We start from the raw sequence: 17,420 nt of genomic DNA, 5'->3' as shown, positions 1-17,420 counted from the left end.
AGTCTCCGTGGGGACGAGGATGATCGGGGAGAGCGTCCCGGCCGGATGCCCGGCCGGGATCGCGTGAGAGGTCAGGCGGCGTCGACGAGCACCAGCTCGGAATCTTCGAGCGCGGTGATCTTGAGTGTGGCCTCGTCGCGGATGGCGGCGCCGTCACGGGCGTTGACTCGGACGCCGTTCACTTCGACGCTGCCGGCTGCGGGCACCAGATAGATGTGGCGGGCCTTGTCGGCGCTGTACTCGGCGGTCTCGCCGGCCTTCAGCGTGGTGCCGACTACGCGCGCCTTGGCACGGATCGGCAACGCGTCGCCGTCATCTGCGAAGCCGCTCGCCAGCGTGACCAGCTTGCCGGAGCGGTCGGACTTCGGGAACGGCTTGGCGCCCCAGGTCGGTTGTCCGCCATCGGTGGTCGGCTCGATCCAGATCTGGAAGATCCGCGTCGTGGTCGGCTCCAGATTGTATTCGGAGTGGCGGATGCCGCTGCCCGCACTCATCACCTGGACGTCGCCGGCCTCGGTGCGGCCCTTGTTGCCGAGGCTGTCCTGATGGGTGATCGCACCCTCGCGGACATAGGTGATGATCTCCATGTTCCGGTGCGGATGCGCCGGGAAGCCGGTGTTCGGCGCGATCTCGTCGTCGTTCCAGACGCGCAGGGCGCCGTGGCCCATGTTGCTGGGGTCGTAGTAGCTCGCGAACGAGAAATGGTGCTTAGCCTTCAGCCAGCCGTGGTCGGCGCCGCCCAGCGCCGCAAAGGGCTTCAATTCGATCATGGGTCTGCTCCTGTGGTTGAAACGGCCGGCCGGGGCCGCCGTGCTGTTGGGCATTGGAATAAGGGAGCGGCCGGGGTATAGAAATAGAAACTATTGAAACCTATTGTTTCTAAAAACGAGATTTAAGGCGATGGCGCGACTTCCGGATTTCGAGGCGATGGCGATCTTCGCGAAGGTCGTCGAGCTGCGCTCCTTCGCCGGCGCCGCGCAGGAGCTGGGCCTCTCCAAGGCCTCCGTCTCCAAGGCGGTGAGCCGGCTGGAGGAGCGTCTGGGTACGCGGCTGTTCAACCGCACCTCGCGGCGCTTGGCGCTGACAGACGCCGGCCAGCGCCTGTCCGAGCGTGCCGCGCAGCTGCTCGCCGATGGCGAGGCTGCCGAGACCGAGGCGCTCGCGCAGTCGCTGACGCCGCGCGGCCTGGTGCGCTTCGCGGTGCCGATGACGTTCGGCGTCAAGAAGATCGCGCCGCTGCTGCCGGCGTTCCTAGAGCAATATCCGGAGGTCTCGATCGACCTCCACATGAGCGACGCCACCGTCGATCTGATCGGCGAAGGGTTCGACCTCGCGCTGCGGATCGCGCGGCTTCCGGACTCGTCGCTGGTCGCGCGCCGCCTTTGCCCCATGCCGCGCTACACGGTGGCGGCGCCGTCCTATCTGAAGCGCCACGGACGGCCGACGCATCCGATGCATCTCGCCGAGCACAAATGCTTCGGCTACGCCTATCTCTCCACCGCCGGCGTCTGGCACTACACCAATGCGGCCGGCGAGCAGGCCAGCGTACGGCCGGCGGGACAGCTGCGCGTCAACAATGGCGAAGCGCTGTTGCCGGCGGTGCTCGCCGGGCTCGGCATCGCGGACCTGCCGGATTTCATCGTTGGCGACGCGATCGCGTCTGGCGAGGTCGAGGTGGTGCTGAAGGGCTGGAGCCAGCCCGAAGGCGCAATGCATCTGGTGATGCCGCCCGGCGGCCCGCGCCCCGCGCGGGTCGAGGTGCTGACGGAGTTTCTGGTGAAGGAACTCGCGAAGGGGAAGAAGCGATGATCGCGGCCGCCGATCCCAGCCGATCAGGACTGCACCTCGCACACATCGACCCATGCGGCTCCCGTCAGCTCGGCCAAGCGATCCGGCGTGATCTTCACCGCGCTGTGGGTCGAGCCCGCGGCGGGCACCACGATGTCGAAGGCCTTCAGCGAGACGTCGCAATACACCGGTAGCGGCGACTTCAAGCCGAACGGGCAGACGCCGCCGACCTCGTGTCCGGTGATGTCGGCGACCTCGTCGAGGCCGAGCATCTTCGGCTTGCCGCCGAACAGTGCCTTCACCTTCTTGTTGTCCATGCGCGCGTGGCCTGCGGCGACGATCAGGATGACGCGCTCGCCGACGCGCAACGACAGCGTCTTGGCGATGCGGGCCGGCTCCACGCCATAGGCTTCCGCCGCGAGCGCCACGGTTGCGGAGCTCTGGCTGGAGACGAGAACGTCGATGTCGGGGGCTTTTTCGGCGAAGAAGGCGCGGACGGATTCAAGGCTCATGCGTGTTGACGATCTCAGGCAATTCGGAAAGCGCAGCAATACGATGATCGGGCGCAAAACCCAACTCGTCCATCTGGGTCCGCAGCGCCTTGAACATCGTGAGCGGGGACACGAGATCGGTCTCGATGCAGGCGGCCGCCATGGCTTCGGGAGTGACGCGCTCGATCCAGGCAACGTTGAGGCCGAAGGCCTTGGCGCCGCAGACGTCCCAGGGATTGGAGGACACGAACAGCACCTCGTCGGGCGCAAGTCCGAGTGTCTCCTCGATCAGCGCATAGGCTTGCGAACTCGGCTTGAAGATCTTGTGGGCATCGACGCTGATGACGGCATCGAGCAGCGTGTCGAAGGCGCTGGCTTTCACCAGGCCGTCGAGCATCGCTGGGCTGCCGTTGGAGAGGATCGCGAGCCGGCGGTCCTTCATCGCGGCGAGCGCGGCACGTGCATCAGGGTAGGGATCGAGATCGAGATATTTGGCGATGATGCGATCGCGTGTGATCGCATCCGCCTGCAGGCCGAGAACGCGCAGCGTATAGAGCAGCGACTCGCGGGTAACGACCGAAAAATCCTCGTAGCGCTGCATCAGCGAGCGCAGCCAGGTGTATTCGAGCTGCTTGATGCGCCAGATCTGGGTGATGATGTCGCCGTGGCCGGGAAAGGCCTGCTCGGTGACCGCCGCTACCGACTGGACGTCGTACAGCGTGCCATAGGCATCGAAGACCACGGCTTTGAAGGGCACGGCGCTCACCTCATCGAGAGAGGCAGGCGCGATGGCCGATGGCCACCGCGCCCGCGGATGATAGCACGATCCTCGACGATACGAGCCGTCGGACGGCCTCAGATCCCGAGCAGCCTGCGCGCGTTGGCCTTCAACACTTTCGGCCGGATCTCCTCGCGGATGTCGAGCTTGGCGAAATCGGCGAGCCAGCGGTCGGGCGTGATCACCGGCCAGTCGGAGCCGAACAGCATCTTGTCCTGCAGGATCGAGTTGATGTAGCGCACCAGGATCGGCGGGAAGTACTTTGGCGACCAGCCGGAGAGGTCGATGTACACGTTCGGCTTGTGGGTCGCGACCGACAGCGCCTCCTCCTGCCAGGGGAAGGAGGGGTGGGCGAGAATGATCTTGAGGTCGGGGAAGTCGGCCGCGACGTCATCCATGTACATCGGGTTCGAGTACTTCAGCCGCATCCCCATGCCGCCCGGCATGCCCGAGCCGACGCCGGTCTGGCCGGTGTGGAACAGCGCGATCGCGCCGCCGTCGTTGATCGCCTCATACAGCGGATAGGCCAGCCGGTCGTTGGCGTAGAAGCCCTGCATGGTCGGGTGGAACTTGAAGCCGCGGACGCCATACTCCTCGATCAGCTTGCGCGCCTCGCGGACGCCGAGCTTGCCCTTGTGCGGATCGATGCTGACGAAGGGGATCAGCACATCGAGATGGTCGGAAGCGACCTCGAGCATCTCGTAATTGTTGTAGCGGCGGAAGCCGGTCTCGCGCTCGGCGTCGACCGGGAAGATCACGGCGGCGATGTTCTTGGAGCGGTAATAGGCCGCCGTCTCCGGCACCGTCGGCGGGTGCTTGTGCGGCGACTTGAAGTAGTCGGCCATCTGGGCCTGGAAATCGTCGTAGCCGTCATCCGCATGCATGCCGCAGGGCTCTTCGGCGTGGGTGTGGATGTCGATGGCGACGACGTCGTCGATCTTGGGCAGAGCGAGCTTGGGCATGGGCGTTCCCGGCGGTTGGTTCTTGGCTTTGGAAAATTGATTATAGGATATAACAAATTTGGCAATCGCCAAGTTGGATCGAGGGGCGCGTCGCCGGCCGGTTCTGTTGAAGCCGGGGCCCGCCATGATTGACATCCGGCGGGCTGGTGGTTAGAAACCGGCCAATCCGGGCGACTTGGTCGCTTGCGGAACTCCCTTTGTATTTGCCACTTCCGGCCTGTCCAACACGGCCTTTCAACGTATCAGGATGTCCCATGAAGGTCCGTAACTCGCTGAAGTCGCTGCGTGGCCGCCATCGCGCCAACCGTCTGGTCCGCCGCAAGGGCCGCGTCTACGTGATCAACAAGGTCCAGCGCCGCTTCAAGGCGCGCCAGGGCTGATCCCGTAGATCTCCCCTCGAGAGGAGGGGCCTCCTCACAGGTCTTTGAGGCGCGTGCTGCTTTGCAGGACGCGCCGACTGCGTTTAGACTTGGAGCATGGCCAAGCGATCCTTGCGGGCGATTCTTCTCGCCGTTGTCGTCATTTCGGTACCGCATCTTGCCTTTGCGCAGGGCGAGCCGCGCGCGACGCCCAAGCCAAAGCCGCCCGAGGCTCCGGCCAAGCTGCCCAAGGTCGGAGCCGACAAGACCAAGGGCCTCGATTTCCTGTTCGGCGCCCTGAAGGCCGCACCCGACGAGATCAGCGCCAAGCACGTCGAGGCGCGGATCTGGGCGATCTGGCTGCAGACCCCCAGTGACACCGTCGCCCTGCTGATGGCGCGGTCCAAGGCGGCGATGGACGCGAAGCAGAACGAGGTTGCGCTCAAGCTGCTCGATTCGGTCATCAAGCTCCGGCCGGACTACGTCGAGGCCTGGAACCGTCGCGCGACGATCTATTACCTCCAGAACGATTACGGTCGCTCGCTTGCCGACATCCAGCAGGTCCTGCTGCGTGAGCCGCGGCACTTCGGCGCGCTCGCCGGTCTCGGCATGATCATGCAGGACCTCGGCGAGGAGAAGCGGGCGCTGGACGCGTTCCGCAAGGCGCTCGAGGTCAATCCGCACCTGGACAAGGTGCCGGAGCTGGTCAAGACGCTGACCGAGAAGGTCGAAGGCCGCGACATCTAGCCTTGGCGGTCGATTAACCATGTCAGGACGGCCGTCCTTGCCGGCCGATCCGCGCCATCCCACCTGCCGTTGATCGGAGGACATCCGGCGAGGAGGTGGCGCAATGACGCGTGCAGTGCTGACGGCAGCGCTCATCGGAATGACGGCGACGGCCGCCTGGGCCGAGGATCCGGATATGTTCTGGGTGGTCGGCAACCGCGCCACCAATCGCTGCGAGATCGTGACCAGCAATCCGATCGTCACCCCCACCATGGGTGACATCTGGTTCGCGTCCGGGCCGTTCAAGTCGAAAGACGACGCCAAGCTGGCGCGATCGACGATCAACGCGTGCCCGAACAAGGACATCACGTCCGAGGACTGATCGGCGCAATCCGGCCCGGTCAGCCGGCTCAGTGAAATGCGGTACTGCGGCGGTCCGGCATGCCGTACTGCGCGGCTGCGGCATACAGCTGCGCGATCTCGGCCTCGAGATGCTCGTTGACCAGCAGCAGGGCCTTCAGCGCGCCGCGGAGATCGCCATTGCAACTTGCGACGATCTCGTCGATCGCAGCCTCGCTCGAACGAAAACTCATCGGTAACCCCCTCCCAAAACACCAAACAAAACACAGGGCCGGTCATCGTGTTCAAACGACGCAATGATCTGACCGCAAGTAATTCACGGGCATCAGCCGATTGCGAGGAAATGTCCCGACCATGGTTATAAAATGGCCGACGACGCCATGATGACAGGACTGGCTTGACGGGACGTGGAATTGCGCGCTTGCCCGCGCAACCGCCTTCGTTCTGCACCGTATCTGTCAGCGTGACACGTAGAAAAGTATCAATGATTTCAATCACTATTGCTGTCGTCCTGGGAGGGCTCGCGCTGGCCACGCGGGCCGGTATAGCGATCGTCGAAAAGCGCTATCCGCAGCAAGGGCAGGCGATCCCGGTCGCCGGTGCGACCATCAATCTTGTGGATATCGGGCCGCGCAACGCGTCTGGACCGCCGCTCTTGCTGCTCCATGGGGCGAGCTCGAACCTCGAAGCCATGCGCCGCCCGCTGGGTGATCTCCTGGCGCAGCGCCACCGGGTGCTCCTGGTCGACCGTCCCGGCCACGGCTGGAGCCCGCGCGCGCGGCCGGAGGATTCCACGCCCGCCGCCCAGGCCCGGATGCTGGACGAGGTGCTGGCCCGGCTCGGCGTCGGCCAGGTCGTCCTGGTGGTGCATTCCTGGAGCGGCGCGCTCGGCCTGCGCATGGCGCTCGACTTCCCCGACCGGGTTGCGGGCCTCGTGATGCTGGCGCCGGTCGCCTATCCCTGGCGGGGCGGGGTCGGGCGCTACAACGAGGCCGTCACGACGCCGGTGGTCGGGCCGTTGCTGGCGCACACGATCACGCTGCCGCTCGGCTTGGCGCTGATGGCGCCTGGCGCCCGCGGCGTGTTCGCGCCGCAGGCGATGCCGGACGATTTCGTCGACCGGACCGCGACGCCGCTGCTGCTGCGCCCGCGCGAGTTCATGGCCAATGCCCGCGATCTCGTCACCCTGAAGCAGGCGGTGATCGAGCAGGCGCCGCGCTATGGCGAGATCAAGGTCCCGGTCACGATCGTGGCGGGCGAGGCCGACCGGACGGTCTATACCGACATCCATTCCCGCCCGCTCGCGCGGGTCGTGCCGCAGAGCCGCCTGATCGTCCTGCCCGACCTCGGGCACATGGTCCAGAACGCGGTGCCGGAGCTGGTGGCCGGCGAGGTCGACCGGATCGTCGCCGCGGTGACCCTGGCCGACGCCGTGGCCCCGTGATGTGAAAAAGCCCCGGCGGTCCGCCGGGGCTCTGCAGTCGAGGTGACGTGTCGGCCGGCGGCCGCTTACTGCTTCTGCTTGCCGTCCTTGTCGAACGACGAGACATAGGCCCAGAGATTGTTGATCTCGGTCTCGTTCTTGATGCCGGCGAAGGTCATCTTGGTGCCGGGGATCTTGGCCTTCGGGTCCTTGATGTATTCCTTGAAGACCGCCTCGTTCCAGGTGATGCCCGAGTTCTTGTTGGCTTCCGAATAGTTGTAGTCCGGCGCGCTGCCCGACTTGCGGCCGTCGAGGCCGTTGAGTTCCGGGCCGACCTTGTTCTTCGCGCCCTCGCCGATCGCGTGGCAGGGCAGGCACTTGTTGAAGGACGTCTTGCCGGCGGCGGCATCCTGCGCCAGCGCGGCAGATGCCAGCGACGACGAGGCGAGGACGACGAGCGCGCTCAAAGTCATTTTCTTCATGGATCAGGCTCTGTGGGTTACGAGACGAGTTTGCGCGCAGGTTGTGGCATGGCCTCAAGCGACGCACAAGCGGGGAAGCGCTGAGGCAAATCAGCATAATGGCGGAGTTTGTTGCTCTGCCGCAACCTCCGATGCTGATCCGCTGCCTATCCAAACCGTTTCCGTTGTGATTGATATGCCAGCACAAATCGAGGGCCGGAGGAACGCGATGGCGATCATGATGCCGGAAGCTGATCGGGCGGTGCTGGCGCGCCGCGACGAGATCGTTGCTGCACTGCGTGCGATCGTGCCGGGCGAAGGCGTCATCGACAGCGCCGCCGAGATGCTGCCCTACGAGTCCGATGGGTTGATGGCCTACCGCCAGCCGCCGATGGTCGTGGTGCTGCCGGAGACCACCGCGCAGGTCTCGCAGGTCCTGAAGTATTGCCACGGGCAGGGCATCAAGGTGGTTCCGCGCGGCTCGGGCACCTCGCTGTCCGGCGGCGCGCTGCCGCTGGCCGACGGCGTGCTGCTCGGCCTCGGCAAGTTCAAGCGCATCCGCGACATCGACTTCGACAACCGCGTCGTCGTCACCGAGCCAGGGGTCACCAACCTCGCCATCAGCCAGGCGGTGGCGCATGCCGGCTTCTACTATGCGCCGGACCCGTCGTCGCAGATCGCCTGCTCGATCGGCGGCAACGTCGCGGAGAATTCCGGCGGCGTGCATTGCCTGAAATACGGCATGACCACCAACAACGTGCTCGGCTGCGAGTTCGTGCTGATGACCGGCGAGGTGCTGCGCATCGGAGGCAAGTGCACCGAGAACGCCGGCTACGACCTGATGGGCCTGATCACCGGCTCGGAGGGCCTGCTCGGCGTGGTCACCGAGGTGACGGTGCGGATCCTGCAGAAGCCGGAGACGGCGCGTGCGCTGATGGTCGGCTTCGCCGAGGTCGAGGCCGCCGGCGAATGCGTCGCGCGCATCATCGGCGCCGGCATCATTCCCGGCGGCATGGAGATGATGGACAAGCCGGCCATTCATGCCGCCGAGGCCTTCGTCCATGCCGGCTATCCGCTCGACGTCGAGGCGCTCTTGATCATCGAGCTCGACGGCCCCGGCGTCGAGGTCGACGAGCTGATCGGCCGCGTCGAGGCGATCGCGAACGGCTGCGGCTCGACCACCTGTCGCATCTCCACCTCGGAGGCCGAGCGCAACCTGTTCTGGGCCGGCCGCAAGGCGGCGTTCCCCGCCGTGGGGCGCATCTCGCCGGACTATCTCTGCATGGACGGCACCATCCCGCGCGGCGCGCTGCCGAAGGCGCTGGCGCGCATCCGCGAGCTCTCGGAGAAGTACCAGCTCGGCTGCGCCAACGTGTTCCATGCCGGCGACGGCAATCTGCATCCGCTGATCCTCTACGACGCCAACAAGCCGGGCGAGATGGAGCGTGCGGAGGCGTTCGGCGCCGACATCCTGCGGTGCTGCGTCGAGCTCGGCGGCGTGCTGACCGGCGAGCACGGCGTCGGCATCGAGAAGCGCGACCTGATGCCGGAAATGTTCACCGAGATCGACCTCAACCAGCAGCAGCGCGTGAAGTGCGCCTTCGACAGCCAGGGCCTGCTCAATCCCGGCAAGGTGTTCCCGACCCTGCACCGCTGCGCCGAGCTTGGGCGCATGCACGTGCATGGCGGCAAGCTGGCGTTTCCGGATCTGCCGAGGTTCTGAGACCGGCGCCGCAGGGCAGGGCACCGTCATGTGGCGCCCCGCTCTCTCCCCGCGTCATTCCGGGGCGCCCGCAGGGCGAACCCGGAATCCATAACCACGGGCCGATATGCGAGGCACGCGGGTAGCTCCATCCCGCTCCACCAACATCCGCCTGTGGCTATGGATTCCGGGTTCATCGCTGCGCGATGCCCCGGAATGACGGGGAGAGAGTCGTCCTCATCGCATCCACCTTTGCTCGCAGGCGCACGTCCGCGCTCCCGCGACGTGCTCCGCCCGAGTGATGCCATCGACATCGCCCTCCAAAACCATCGAGAGGGCGCAGGGAATGCCGGGTGAAGGCCTCACCCATGGCCCGCCTGCGAAAAAAATGCAGGCGGCAGGTACCACAGGTTCAGCCGAACATCCGGCATTCCCTGCGCGGCGGTCTTAACGCTTATACGTGCTCGCCCCGGGGATCGGCGTTCTTGTCCCCGTCGCTGGCCCGCCCCGCAAAGGGCACGACACGCTTGGCCTCAGCACCGGGAGGCCAGGCCCACACGATTTCACGTCCGCATCGACGTCGTTCGTCGGCATGACCGGAATCACGCTGCGACCCGACACGGCCACCGCATCCCCACCTCGCATATCGTGACGACCGCGCGTACGCCCCTCTCGGTGAGGCGGGATGGGCGGAGAATTGCATGGTTTCGGTAAAAGAGAAAGTGGAAAATTTCGTCGCCAAGAAGATGTTGGCCGTTCGACGTTGAGATCGCTCACGAAATGAGTTCTCCCGCGCGATCGATCTTGCGGCGGCCGGTCGTTCTTTCGCGGTGAGATCAGCAAAGCTGATTTGCCCGACGACCCGAACAAGCCCTGTATCTGTCGGGTTCGAAATTGTGGACGCCCCAAGGGACCGACCTTGGACCTCCCGCGTGTGAAGGCTGCGGGTCGATCTTTTGCGGTTGATTTATCAATGGCTTACCGCGCCTCGCGAAGGCCCAGCTGCCTCGTACCCGGAAAAGAGAGGATGCGAAGTCCACCATAGCTTCGTGCTGTGGGTGCAAATCCCTCCCGCCGAATTCCAATTTTGGGTTTGTATGAAACCAATTTGGCTCTCTTCAAAGAAATAGCGATCCGCTGAAGTTTGCGACTAGGCGTGGCTACAAAACTTTAGAGGAATCCAGGTACTGGTGCATCGCGGCTCTCAGCCTTGTCAGACCTTCATCAAATACTCTGATCTGAATGTCAGTTGTCTTGTTTATCTGGTCGATCATCAAGGCGGGGTCGGACTTGAAGCTGTTACTGTGCTCCCTGAATCCGATGACCTTCGCACCCTCGTCATTGAGAAATTTTAGCAACGTCTCGATGCCAGACTCCGGTGCGAACAGAAAGCCGGATTCTTGATAGGCCCTGAAAAATCGCCTTTGCGCCTCCTTCTGTTCCGGCTTCCCTTCCCACGCAATCATCGCGTCGTAGAAGTCAAAAATGCTGGTAAACACTTGGAAGCGACGGTTGTATAGGTCGAGGCGGAGCTTCTCTCTTGCTATACGTGCTTGCTCCCTTGTGATCTCTCTTTGATGGTATCCGAAAAACGCAGTTACAGCGACGGCAGCGAATGACGCTAATACGGCAGCGAAAGATGCCAAGATCGTAGCAATTGGCTGAAACATAAGATTCCTCCGCGATCGGCCAACTATATAGAGCTTGCGGCCGGCGGAGAAAATTCCTGGCGTTCGTCAGCCGGCATACACCAACAATACCACGGCGGGCTGCCGCCGCTTGGAGACTTTCCCGCTCAATGATGAGTTCAAACCATGGATCGGGTGGTCCGTATGGTGGTTGTATTTTGCCTATCGAATCTTATTTGCGGAGTCGGCGTGAAGCTGCGTGGTCAAGCGAAATCGGCGATTTGACCCTTCGTCCTCAACCGCTATGTTTCATTGGTGGATAGGGCTCTCGACCTTGCGCTTCGGCGAATTCGAGGATGATAGATGGTCTCCGTCTAAAAAACGGAGTGATTCGCATGAAACAATTGTTGAAACGCTGGTGGGAAGGCAATTATGTGCCGCCCCGCAATGACCCCAACGGCTCCGTATTCATCCTGCAAGGTGACTACGAGAAACATTGGACCTCAGAGGTCGCCCATGCCTTAGCCGACTTCTGGCTGAAGTACTGGCAATGGTGCATGGGGTTTGGCTTAGCGGTCATTGGTCTAATCTTCAGGCACTGAGGATAGAATGTCCGAAAAGGTTAGCCCCGCTATTGAAGCCATCGCTCGGGCTCTTATGCCACCGTCGCCCGGCGAAACCGAAAAGAAAGAGGTCTACGAACAGGCAGGTCGGTCCATTATCGAGCTGTCGAACGCGGAAAACCTGCTGGCTGTCATTTTTTGCATATTGGCTGTTCCGGTGCCCATCGAGGAGGCCAAGAAGATGTTCGCCTCGCAAGGCAGCCTGGATAGGAAAGCGCAACTGGTCAACTTCATGATCCTGCACGCGAACAAACCCAAAGAGGTCGCGCTGTGGTCCGAGATACACAAGGAGTTCAATACCCATAAAGGCATGCGCAACCTCATTGCGCATCAAAGGATGATGGTGACCCTAAACAGTGAGACGCCTCTCGCAGACGTTTTGTTGACGCCGCTATTCCACAGTAGCAAGGGCAAGCCCCTTCGCGTCTCCGATATCAAGTCAACGGCAGACGAACTTGAGAAGGTGAATGTCAAGCTATGGAAGCTGGTAAAGTCGTTAGGTAGCGCTCTTTGATTCGGTCTCAGGTTAAACGCGTAGAGCGGCTCACCCGCCCACGGACTGCTGCACCTATCATCTTTCCTGGTCGTCTACGATGCCGCTCGATCACTATGTTTCGCAGGTTCATCTGCGGCAGTTTTACTCGCCGGCGCTTGGCGGAAAGCAGATGTATGGCTTTCGCAAGCGCGACAGCCATGTTTTCCCATGCAGCTCGAAAGACGTCTGCCGCATTCAGAACGGCAGCACCAACGAATATCTGGTGAATGATCGAGCGATCGAAGAATTCCTTAAAACGGTTGAGCCCAAATACAACGAAGCCATCGCAGAATTGCGAACGGGCAGACCGAGCCATGCTACCGTCCATGTGATTGCGGGCTTCGCCGCCTATGTTACGAGCTGTTCGCCAGCAGCCATGCGGCTGCATGCTGATCCGTTACGGAGCACGGTCGAAGCCACCGGTAAGATCCTCGACGCCTCGGGAGAAATTCCAAAGGCACCAGAAGCGCTCGGCGGCAAAAGCTATACCGAGTTAATCGAAAGTGGGGTGCTCAAAACAACGATCGACAAAAAGTATCCGCAAGCGCTTGGTATCAACGGCATCATGGACCGGGTGAATATCTGGGGGAATTCAGCTTGGGATATACTGATAAATGAGGATGCCAAGGACAGTCCGTTCTTCACGACCGATTTCGCAAGCGGTATAGAACTCTCAGACGACCCGAGGATCGTCAACAGGCTTGTGCCGCTGGCACCCGATCTTGCGTTGCGCATTCGTCCCGACCTTGATGCGCGCGACTTGAACAAAGATTCTACCTTCAAGGCGTTTCGGTGTCGTTTGCTTACGCCTTCCCGAAAAGAAGTCCGCGCGATAAATCAAACCATTGCGCGGTGCGGAGAAGAACTCGTCTTTTTTCGTGACAATTATGATTGGGTTGAAGGATTTCTCAACAAGCATCGATCTTTTCGGATCGAGCCAGTGTCGACCGAGATAAAGACGCCCACCGGATATATGCTCGTGTCGACGATCCGGGTTAAATCCACGAAAGACAGCCGTTAGGTTAGTCCAAAATGGGAATCAGTGACTGATCGAACTCTCGAACTACGTGCAAGGAGTATTTTGTAGCGTCGCGCAACCTGTTGAAATCAATCTGAAGGTGATAAGTTCTTCTATAGATAGTCTCATGGAGTTGTGATGGCCAAGGTTACTCATCTTGTCCGTTGGATGGGCATGCTGGCAATTGGTTTTGCCGCCGGATGGCTCGTGGCCGTGCCATTACGTGGTGGATTAGTAGCTGCAATACAACCCTTGCTAGCGAATCCGGCGGCACTGATTGCGTCCGTCGTAGCTTTCTTGGTTGGCTTGCTTGGGTTTGTTGCAAGTTGGCGGCAAGCGAGCGTGGCAAGGAGATCGGCCGATGCTGCACGAATCTCAGCTGAGGCAGCAAAGACCTCAGCCGATGCTGCGATGATGAACGCCAGGAATGCTGGCACGCGAGCGCTCGCCGACGTGCGCATCGATTGGCTTAAGGACTTGCGCGATACCCTTTCAGAATATCACTCGATCTTGATGTGCGAGAACCCCGACGCCAAAGGAGAAGCCGATCCGAACGCCCGGGAAAAGGCAAACGCCGCCGACGATCGACGATTATCCTATCTCGGAACTAAGCTTGACTTACTGCTGAATCAAAAGAAGCAATATCAACAAGCGTTGTGGCAGGTGAGCGACGACATTTTGAAGCACAAGAATCCAACGGACAAAGATTACGACGAAGCCGACAAGCGGCTGGTTGAGGCAGGTCGCGAAGTTTTTGACTTCCATTGGCGAAAGATCAAGGCCGAAGTACTGGGCGAGCCGCCCTTAAAGGAGCCGCTCGCGCAAGATGCCAATGCTTGACACCGACCGATCCAATTTCTTCGGCAATCCTCGAGCTTTCTTCCTCAGTCGCTCGAAAAGTCGGCGGGTTACGCTTCGCCACCGCGTCCTCGGGCCGGCCGACGGCGAGACCCGGGGCGGAGCATGGCTGCATCGGATATGGCGGGAGCTCAGCCCGTCCACCACGGCCGATTTCAAGAAAGCGGTGTGTCTAAATCAGCCCATACTGCACCCGCTCGCGCCGTGCCAGCAGCGGCAGGGCCTGGCCGGCGATGTAGGTCTTGAAGTGGTCGCTCTCCTGGTGGGCCTTGAACGCGGCTTCGTCGCGGAACAGCTCGTAGAACAGGAACTGCGCTGGGTTGTCCTTGGCACGGGAGATCAGGAACAGTTTTGCGCCGGGCTCGCGCTGCGCCTCGGGCAGGAAGCGCGACAGGATCTCGGCGACGCGGTCGGCTTCGCCGGCCCTCGCCTCCCATTGCGCCACCACCAGCAGGCCGCCGCCGCTGACGGCCTCGTTTACGGTTTTCGTCTCGATTGCATATCCGGTCATTGTGATCGGTCCTTTCGTTGAAGTGCTGCAAGGGCAACGATACCGCAGTTCCTGCATCCGATCCTTCGATGGCGGACGAAGGATGGATGTGCACATGAGGGCGTAGGGCGGATTAGCCGAAGGCGTCATCCGCCATGTGTCTCGGAAGGTCGGCGGGTTACGCTTCGCTAACCCGCCCTACGGGCTGGGGAGTACGCGATGCCCGGGCTTGTTCCGCCTGCGGGGCCTGGCGCCTCGCGGGGCGAAGGCCCGGCATCGACGTCTTTCCTTCTCCGGATTCGACGACGTGGATGGCCGGGCCTTCGCCGCGCCGAAGCGGCTTCGGCCGCGCAGGCCGGGACAAGCCCGGCCATGACGACGTTGAAACAGCTCGGCCGGACTCTGACGGCGTCATATGCGATAGTCCCGCAGGCAGCGAGGCCTCGATGCCGCAGAGCACGACGGCGAGGCCATGCAGATCGCGCGTGAACGTTCCGTCGTGGCCGCCCTTGTGTCCGGCCCGCAACGCTTTAGAAGGGCTGCAACGCTGGTGGCCGCGCGTTGCGCTGGGCCGCCGGTCATCATCAACGAGCAAGGCGAGCAGTGGTGGACGCCCTGAAAGTACGCAACGCAGCCGACGTCGAGGAGGTGGTCCGCTCGGCCATCGCCAATGAGCAGCCGCTCGACGTGATCGGCCATGGCTCGAAGCGTGGGATCGGCCAGGTCACCGCGACCAATGCCGTGCTCGACCTGTCGGCGCTGAGCGCGGTCGTCGCCTACGAGCCGAACGAGCTGATCATCACCGCGCAGGCCGGGGCGCCGCTCGCCGACCTCTTGTCGCTGATCGATTCGAAGAGCCAGCAATTCGCGTTCGAGCCGATGGACACGGGGCCGCTGCTCGGCACGACGGGCCGGGGCACGCTGGGCGGGATGATTGCGGCGGGGCTGGCCGGTCCGCGGCGCATCCGCGCCGGCGGGGTGCGCGACCACCTGCTCGGGGCGCATGCCGTCTCCGGCTTCGGCGAGAGCTTCAAGACCGGCGGCAAGGTGGTCAAGAACGTCACCGGCTACGATCTCTGCAAGCTGCTGGCGGGCTCCTGGGGCACGCTGGCGGTCATGACCGAGGCGACCCTGAAGGTGATGCCGCGGCCGGAGTCGGAGCGCAGCCTGGTGCTGCGCGGGCTCGATGACCTCAAGGCCAACCGGGCCATGACGGCGGCGCTCGGTTCGCCGTTCGATGTATCCGGAGCCGCGCATCTGCCGGCCTCGACCTTGCGGCCGGAGGTCGAAGGCCTAAGCCCGATCGGCTCGCCGCGCGAGGCGGTCACGGTGATCAGGCTGGAGGGCATCACGGCCTCCGCCGCGCATCGGGCGGCGTCGCTTGCCCGGCAGCTCGCGACCTACGGTGCGGCCGAGATCATCGCGGACGACGCCTCCGCCGATGTCTGGAGCGCCGTGCGCGACGTGCTGCCGTTCGCCGCCAACGGCCCGCTCGGGGCCTGGACGGTGTGGCGGATCGTCTGCCCGCCGGTGTCGGGCGGCGCCATCGGGCAGGCCTTGACGCGCCAGACCGGCGGCGAGGTGATCTATGACTGGGGCGGGGGGCTGATCTGGGCCGCGCTGCCGCCGCAGCCCGATGCGTCCGCGGGGCTGGTGCGCAAGCAGGTGGAGGCCGTCGGCGGTCACGCCACCCTGCTGCGCGCGTGGGACGAGATGCGTCTGGCGGTCGACGTCTTCCACCCGCAGCCGCCGGGTGTCGCCGCGCTGGAGGAGCGGGTTCGCGTGTCCTTCGATCCCAAGACCATTCTCAACCGCGGCCGTATCCGGCGGAGCGTTGCGTCATGAAGACCGAATTCACCTTGGCGCAGCTCGCCGATCCCGACATCGCGGTCGCCGACAAGATCCTGCGCGCCTGCGTGCATTGCGGGTTCTGCACCGCGACCTGTCCGACCTATGTGCTGCTCGGCGACGAGCTCGACAGCCCGCGCGGGCGCATCTACCTGATCAAGCAGATGCTCGAGAAGGACCAGGCACCGACCGCCGACGTGGTCAAGCATATCGACCGCTGCCTGTCCTGCCTGTCCTGCATGACGACCTGCCCGTCGGGCGTCCACTACATGCATCTGGTCGATCAGGCGCGGGTGCGAATCGAGCAGCGCTACCAGCGCCCGCTGACCGACCGGTGGCTGCGCGCCGTGCTCGCCTATGTGCTGCCGCGGCCGCGCGAGTTCCGGCTGGCGATGACCCTGGCGCGGCTCGGCCGGCCGTTGAAGGCGCTGCTGCCGGCGTCCTCCGCGTCGCGAACACCTGCGCCGGGTCTGCTGCGGCGCGTCAGGGCGATGCTCGACCTGGCGCCTGCCGCGGCGCTGCCGCCGCCGGGGCCGGCGGGCGGCAGCGTGTTCGCGGCGCAGGGCGCGCGGCGCGGCCGCGTGGCGCTGCTGCAGGGCTGCGCGCAAGCGGCGCTGGCGCCACGCATCAACCAGGCCGCGATCAGCGTCCTGACGCGGCACGGCGTCGAGGTCGTGCTGGTCAGGGACGAGCAATGCTGCGGTGCGCTGACCCACCACATGGGGCAGGATGCCGACGCGCTGGCGCGGGCGCGCGCCAATGTCGACGCGTGGACCGCGGAGATGAAACGCGGCGGTCTCGACGCCATCCTGGTGACGACCTCGGGCTGCGGCACCGTCATCAAGGACTACGGACACATGCTGCGCGAAGACCCGCAATATGCGGCGGCCGCGGCCGCCGTGTCGGCGATGGCGAAGGACATCACCGAGTATCTCGCCGGTCTCGAACTGGCCTCCGCCTCTCGGCGCGACGACATCGTCGTCGCCTATCACTCGGCCTGCTCACTGCAACATGGGCAGAAAATCACGAGCATTCCGAAAGAATTGCTTTCCAAGTCCGGATTCGTGGTGAAAGATATACCGGAGAGTCATTTGTGTTGCGGTTCGGCGGGGACCTACAACATTCTCCAGCCTGACATCGCGATGAAGCTGCGCGATCGCAAGGTCGCCAACATCGCGACCGTCAAGCCGAATGTGATCGCGGCGGGCAATATCGGCTGCATGATGCAGATTGCCAGCGGCACCTCTGTCCCCGTCGTGCACACCGTTGAGCTTCTCGACTGGGCGACGGGCGGTCCGCGGCCAGGAATGATTTGACGGATGGGCGCGTGCTGACTGCCGGCCCGTCCCGCCGGACGAGCTGATCGAACG

20 protein-coding genes are annotated in these 17,420 nt (G+C 63.4%); 12 read left to right on the top strand and 8 right to left on the bottom strand.

Features of this window, described 5'->3' with window-relative positions:
- Window positions 1-71 precede the first annotated feature (71 nt).
- A complete protein-coding gene (locus tag QX048_RS24735) occupies window positions 72-770 on the bottom strand; it encodes a pirin family protein (protein ID WP_315825411.1) in 699 nt (232 codons plus the stop codon).
- Window positions 771-900: 130 nt separating this feature from the next.
- Here QX048_RS24735 and QX048_RS24730 point away from each other — a divergent pair, with 130 nt between their 5' ends.
- Window positions 901-1,809 carry a LysR family transcriptional regulator gene (locus tag QX048_RS24730; RefSeq protein ID WP_315716640.1) on the top strand — a complete coding sequence of 303 codons (909 nt, stop codon included), beginning with the start codon at window positions 901-903 and terminating at the stop codon, window positions 1,807-1,809.
- Window positions 1,810-1,832: 23 nt separating this feature from the next.
- Here QX048_RS24730 and QX048_RS24725 read toward each other — a convergent pair whose 3' ends face one another.
- The 3 genes from QX048_RS24725 to QX048_RS24715 form a co-directional block, all read right to left on the bottom strand.
- The gene (locus tag QX048_RS24725) at window positions 1,833-2,300 is read right to left on the bottom strand and encodes a YbaK/EbsC family protein (protein WP_315716641.1); all 468 of its coding nucleotides are present in this window, start codon (window positions 2,298-2,300) and stop codon (window positions 1,833-1,835) included.
- Complete coding sequence (locus QX048_RS24720) at window positions 2,290-3,036, bottom strand: haloacid dehalogenase type II (RefSeq protein ID WP_315825410.1); 747 nt, start codon at window positions 3,034-3,036, stop codon at window positions 2,290-2,292. Before QX048_RS24720 ends, QX048_RS24725 begins: the two co-directional genes overlap by 11 nt.
- Window positions 3,037-3,134: 98 nt before the next feature.
- The gene (locus QX048_RS24715; protein ID WP_315716643.1) at window positions 3,135-4,019 is read right to left on the bottom strand and encodes an amidohydrolase family protein; all 885 of its coding nucleotides are present in this window, start codon (window positions 4,017-4,019) and stop codon (window positions 3,135-3,137) included.
- A gap of 254 nt (window positions 4,020-4,273) precedes the next feature.
- Here QX048_RS24715 and ykgO point away from each other — a divergent pair, with 254 nt between their 5' ends.
- The 3 genes from ykgO to QX048_RS24700 all read left to right on the top strand — a co-directional run bounded on the left by ykgO (window position 4,274) and on the right by QX048_RS24700 (window position 5,486).
- The gene (gene ykgO / locus QX048_RS24710; protein ID WP_006611362.1) at window positions 4,274-4,399 is read left to right on the top strand and encodes a type B 50S ribosomal protein L36; all 126 of its coding nucleotides are present in this window, start codon (window positions 4,274-4,276) and stop codon (window positions 4,397-4,399) included.
- A 96-nt stretch (window positions 4,400-4,495) separates the two neighbouring features.
- Window positions 4,496-5,125 carry a tetratricopeptide repeat protein gene (locus QX048_RS24705; RefSeq protein WP_315825409.1) on the top strand — a complete coding sequence of 210 codons (630 nt, stop codon included), beginning with the start codon at window positions 4,496-4,498 and terminating at the stop codon, window positions 5,123-5,125.
- A 103-nt stretch (window positions 5,126-5,228) separates the two neighbouring features.
- Entirely contained in the window at window positions 5,229-5,486 is a 258-nt protein-coding gene (locus QX048_RS24700) for a hypothetical protein (protein ID WP_315825408.1), read from the top strand.
- Window positions 5,487-5,514: 28 nt separating this feature from the next.
- Here QX048_RS24700 and QX048_RS24695 read toward each other — a convergent pair whose 3' ends face one another.
- Window positions 5,515-5,697, bottom strand: a complete 183-nt coding sequence (locus QX048_RS24695) for a hypothetical protein (protein ID WP_315716646.1) — start codon at window positions 5,695-5,697, stop codon at window positions 5,515-5,517.
- A gap of 251 nt (window positions 5,698-5,948) precedes the next feature.
- Between QX048_RS24695 and QX048_RS24690 the strand changes: the two genes are divergently transcribed.
- On the top strand, window positions 5,949-6,908 hold the full coding sequence (locus QX048_RS24690) for an alpha/beta hydrolase (RefSeq protein ID WP_315825407.1): 960 nt from the start codon (window positions 5,949-5,951) through the stop codon (window positions 6,906-6,908).
- A 65-nt stretch (window positions 6,909-6,973) separates the two neighbouring features.
- Here QX048_RS24690 and cycA read toward each other — a convergent pair whose 3' ends face one another.
- Window positions 6,974-7,369 (bottom strand): cytochrome c-550 CycA, encoded by a 396-nt coding sequence (gene cycA / locus QX048_RS24685; RefSeq protein WP_315716648.1) that lies wholly within the window; start codon window positions 7,367-7,369, stop codon window positions 6,974-6,976.
- A gap of 208 nt (window positions 7,370-7,577) precedes the next feature.
- On the opposite strand from cycA, the gene QX048_RS24680 reads away from it, so the two are divergent.
- The gene (locus tag QX048_RS24680; RefSeq protein WP_315825406.1) at window positions 7,578-9,071 is read left to right on the top strand and encodes an FAD-linked oxidase C-terminal domain-containing protein; all 1,494 of its coding nucleotides are present in this window, start codon (window positions 7,578-7,580) and stop codon (window positions 9,069-9,071) included.
- A gap of 1,139 nt (window positions 9,072-10,210) precedes the next feature.
- On the opposite strand, the gene QX048_RS24675 is transcribed toward QX048_RS24680, so the two are convergent.
- Window positions 10,211-10,720 (bottom strand): hypothetical protein, encoded by a 510-nt coding sequence (locus QX048_RS24675; RefSeq protein WP_315825405.1) that lies wholly within the window; start codon window positions 10,718-10,720, stop codon window positions 10,211-10,213.
- A gap of 353 nt (window positions 10,721-11,073) precedes the next feature.
- On the opposite strand from QX048_RS24675, the gene QX048_RS24670 reads away from it, so the two are divergent.
- The 4 genes from QX048_RS24670 (at window position 11,074) to QX048_RS24655 (ending at window position 13,694) form a co-directional block, all read left to right on the top strand.
- Window positions 11,074-11,280 carry a hypothetical protein gene (locus QX048_RS24670; RefSeq protein ID WP_315810774.1) on the top strand — a complete coding sequence of 69 codons (207 nt, stop codon included), beginning with the start codon at window positions 11,074-11,076 and terminating at the stop codon, window positions 11,278-11,280.
- A 7-nt stretch (window positions 11,281-11,287) separates the two neighbouring features.
- Window positions 11,288-11,815: a hypothetical protein gene (locus QX048_RS24665; RefSeq protein WP_315810773.1), complete on the top strand. Its 528-nt coding sequence runs from the start codon at window positions 11,288-11,290 to the stop codon at window positions 11,813-11,815.
- A gap of 79 nt (window positions 11,816-11,894) precedes the next feature.
- The gene (locus QX048_RS24660; RefSeq protein ID WP_315810772.1) at window positions 11,895-12,857 is read left to right on the top strand and encodes a DUF4238 domain-containing protein; all 963 of its coding nucleotides are present in this window, start codon (window positions 11,895-11,897) and stop codon (window positions 12,855-12,857) included.
- 135 nt (window positions 12,858-12,992) lie between these two features.
- The gene (locus tag QX048_RS24655; protein WP_315810771.1) at window positions 12,993-13,694 is read left to right on the top strand and encodes a hypothetical protein; all 702 of its coding nucleotides are present in this window, start codon (window positions 12,993-12,995) and stop codon (window positions 13,692-13,694) included.
- Between the two features lie 190 nt (window positions 13,695-13,884).
- On the opposite strand, the gene QX048_RS24650 is transcribed toward QX048_RS24655, so the two are convergent.
- A complete protein-coding gene (locus tag QX048_RS24650) occupies window positions 13,885-14,223 on the bottom strand; it encodes a putative quinol monooxygenase (protein ID WP_315810770.1) in 339 nt (112 codons plus the stop codon).
- Between the two features lie 585 nt (window positions 14,224-14,808).
- Here QX048_RS24650 and QX048_RS24645 point away from each other — a divergent pair.
- Window positions 14,809-16,047, top strand: coding sequence for an FAD-binding protein (locus QX048_RS24645; RefSeq protein WP_315810769.1), 1,239 nt, complete (start codon window positions 14,809-14,811; stop codon window positions 16,045-16,047).
- The gene (glcF, locus tag QX048_RS24640; protein ID WP_315825404.1) at window positions 16,044-17,366 is read left to right on the top strand and encodes a glycolate oxidase subunit GlcF; all 1,323 of its coding nucleotides are present in this window, start codon (window positions 16,044-16,046) and stop codon (window positions 17,364-17,366) included. Before QX048_RS24645 ends, glcF begins: the two co-directional genes overlap by 4 nt.
- The last annotated feature ends 54 nt before the right edge of the window (window positions 17,367-17,420 follow it).

It is taken from the genome of Bradyrhizobium sp. SZCCHNS30572 (assembly GCF_032484415.1).
Taxonomy (GTDB): Bacteria; Pseudomonadota; Alphaproteobacteria; order Rhizobiales; family Xanthobacteraceae; genus Bradyrhizobium.
This window is presented reverse-complemented; position numbering and strand designations above follow the sequence as displayed.

Bases quoted from the DNA above. Each gene is read 5' to 3' on its own strand.
- QX048_RS24700 (WP_315825408.1), top strand. From the start codon at position 5,229: ATGACGCGTGCAGTGCTGACGGCAGCGCTCATCGGAATGACGGCGACG.
- QX048_RS24715 (WP_315716643.1), bottom strand. From the start codon at position 4,019: ATGCCCAAGCTCGCTCTGCCCAAGATCGACGACGTCGTCGCCATCGAC.
- QX048_RS24675 (WP_315825405.1), bottom strand. From the start codon at position 10,720: ATGTTTCAGCCAATTGCTACGATCTTGGCATCTTTCGCTGCCGTATTA.
- QX048_RS24650 (WP_315810770.1), bottom strand. From the start codon at position 14,223: ATGACCGGATATGCAATCGAGACGAAAACCGTAAACGAGGCCGTCAGC.
- QX048_RS24695 (WP_315716646.1), bottom strand. From the start codon at position 5,697: ATGAGTTTTCGTTCGAGCGAGGCTGCGATCGACGAGATCGTCGCAAGT.
- QX048_RS24670 (WP_315810774.1), top strand. From the start codon at position 11,074: ATGAAACAATTGTTGAAACGCTGGTGGGAAGGCAATTATGTGCCGCCC.
- glcF (WP_315825404.1), top strand. From the start codon at position 16,044: ATGAAGACCGAATTCACCTTGGCGCAGCTCGCCGATCCCGACATCGCG.
- QX048_RS24735 (WP_315825411.1), bottom strand. From the start codon at position 770: ATGATCGAATTGAAGCCCTTTGCGGCGCTGGGCGGCGCCGACCACGGC.
- cycA (WP_315716648.1), bottom strand. From the start codon at position 7,369: ATGAAGAAAATGACTTTGAGCGCGCTCGTCGTCCTCGCCTCGTCGTCG.
- QX048_RS24655 (WP_315810771.1), top strand. From the start codon at position 12,993: ATGGCCAAGGTTACTCATCTTGTCCGTTGGATGGGCATGCTGGCAATT.
- QX048_RS24680 (WP_315825406.1), top strand. From the start codon at position 7,578: ATGGCGATCATGATGCCGGAAGCTGATCGGGCGGTGCTGGCGCGCCGC.
- QX048_RS24730 (WP_315716640.1), top strand. From the start codon at position 901: ATGGCGCGACTTCCGGATTTCGAGGCGATGGCGATCTTCGCGAAGGTC.
- QX048_RS24660 (WP_315810772.1), top strand. From the start codon at position 11,895: ATGCCGCTCGATCACTATGTTTCGCAGGTTCATCTGCGGCAGTTTTAC.
- QX048_RS24705 (WP_315825409.1), top strand. From the start codon at position 4,496: ATGGCCAAGCGATCCTTGCGGGCGATTCTTCTCGCCGTTGTCGTCATT.
- QX048_RS24690 (WP_315825407.1), top strand. From the start codon at position 5,949: ATGATTTCAATCACTATTGCTGTCGTCCTGGGAGGGCTCGCGCTGGCC.
- QX048_RS24725 (WP_315716641.1), bottom strand. From the start codon at position 2,300: ATGAGCCTTGAATCCGTCCGCGCCTTCTTCGCCGAAAAAGCCCCCGAC.
- QX048_RS24665 (WP_315810773.1), top strand. From the start codon at position 11,288: ATGTCCGAAAAGGTTAGCCCCGCTATTGAAGCCATCGCTCGGGCTCTT.
- ykgO (WP_006611362.1), top strand. From the start codon at position 4,274: ATGAAGGTCCGTAACTCGCTGAAGTCGCTGCGTGGCCGCCATCGCGCC.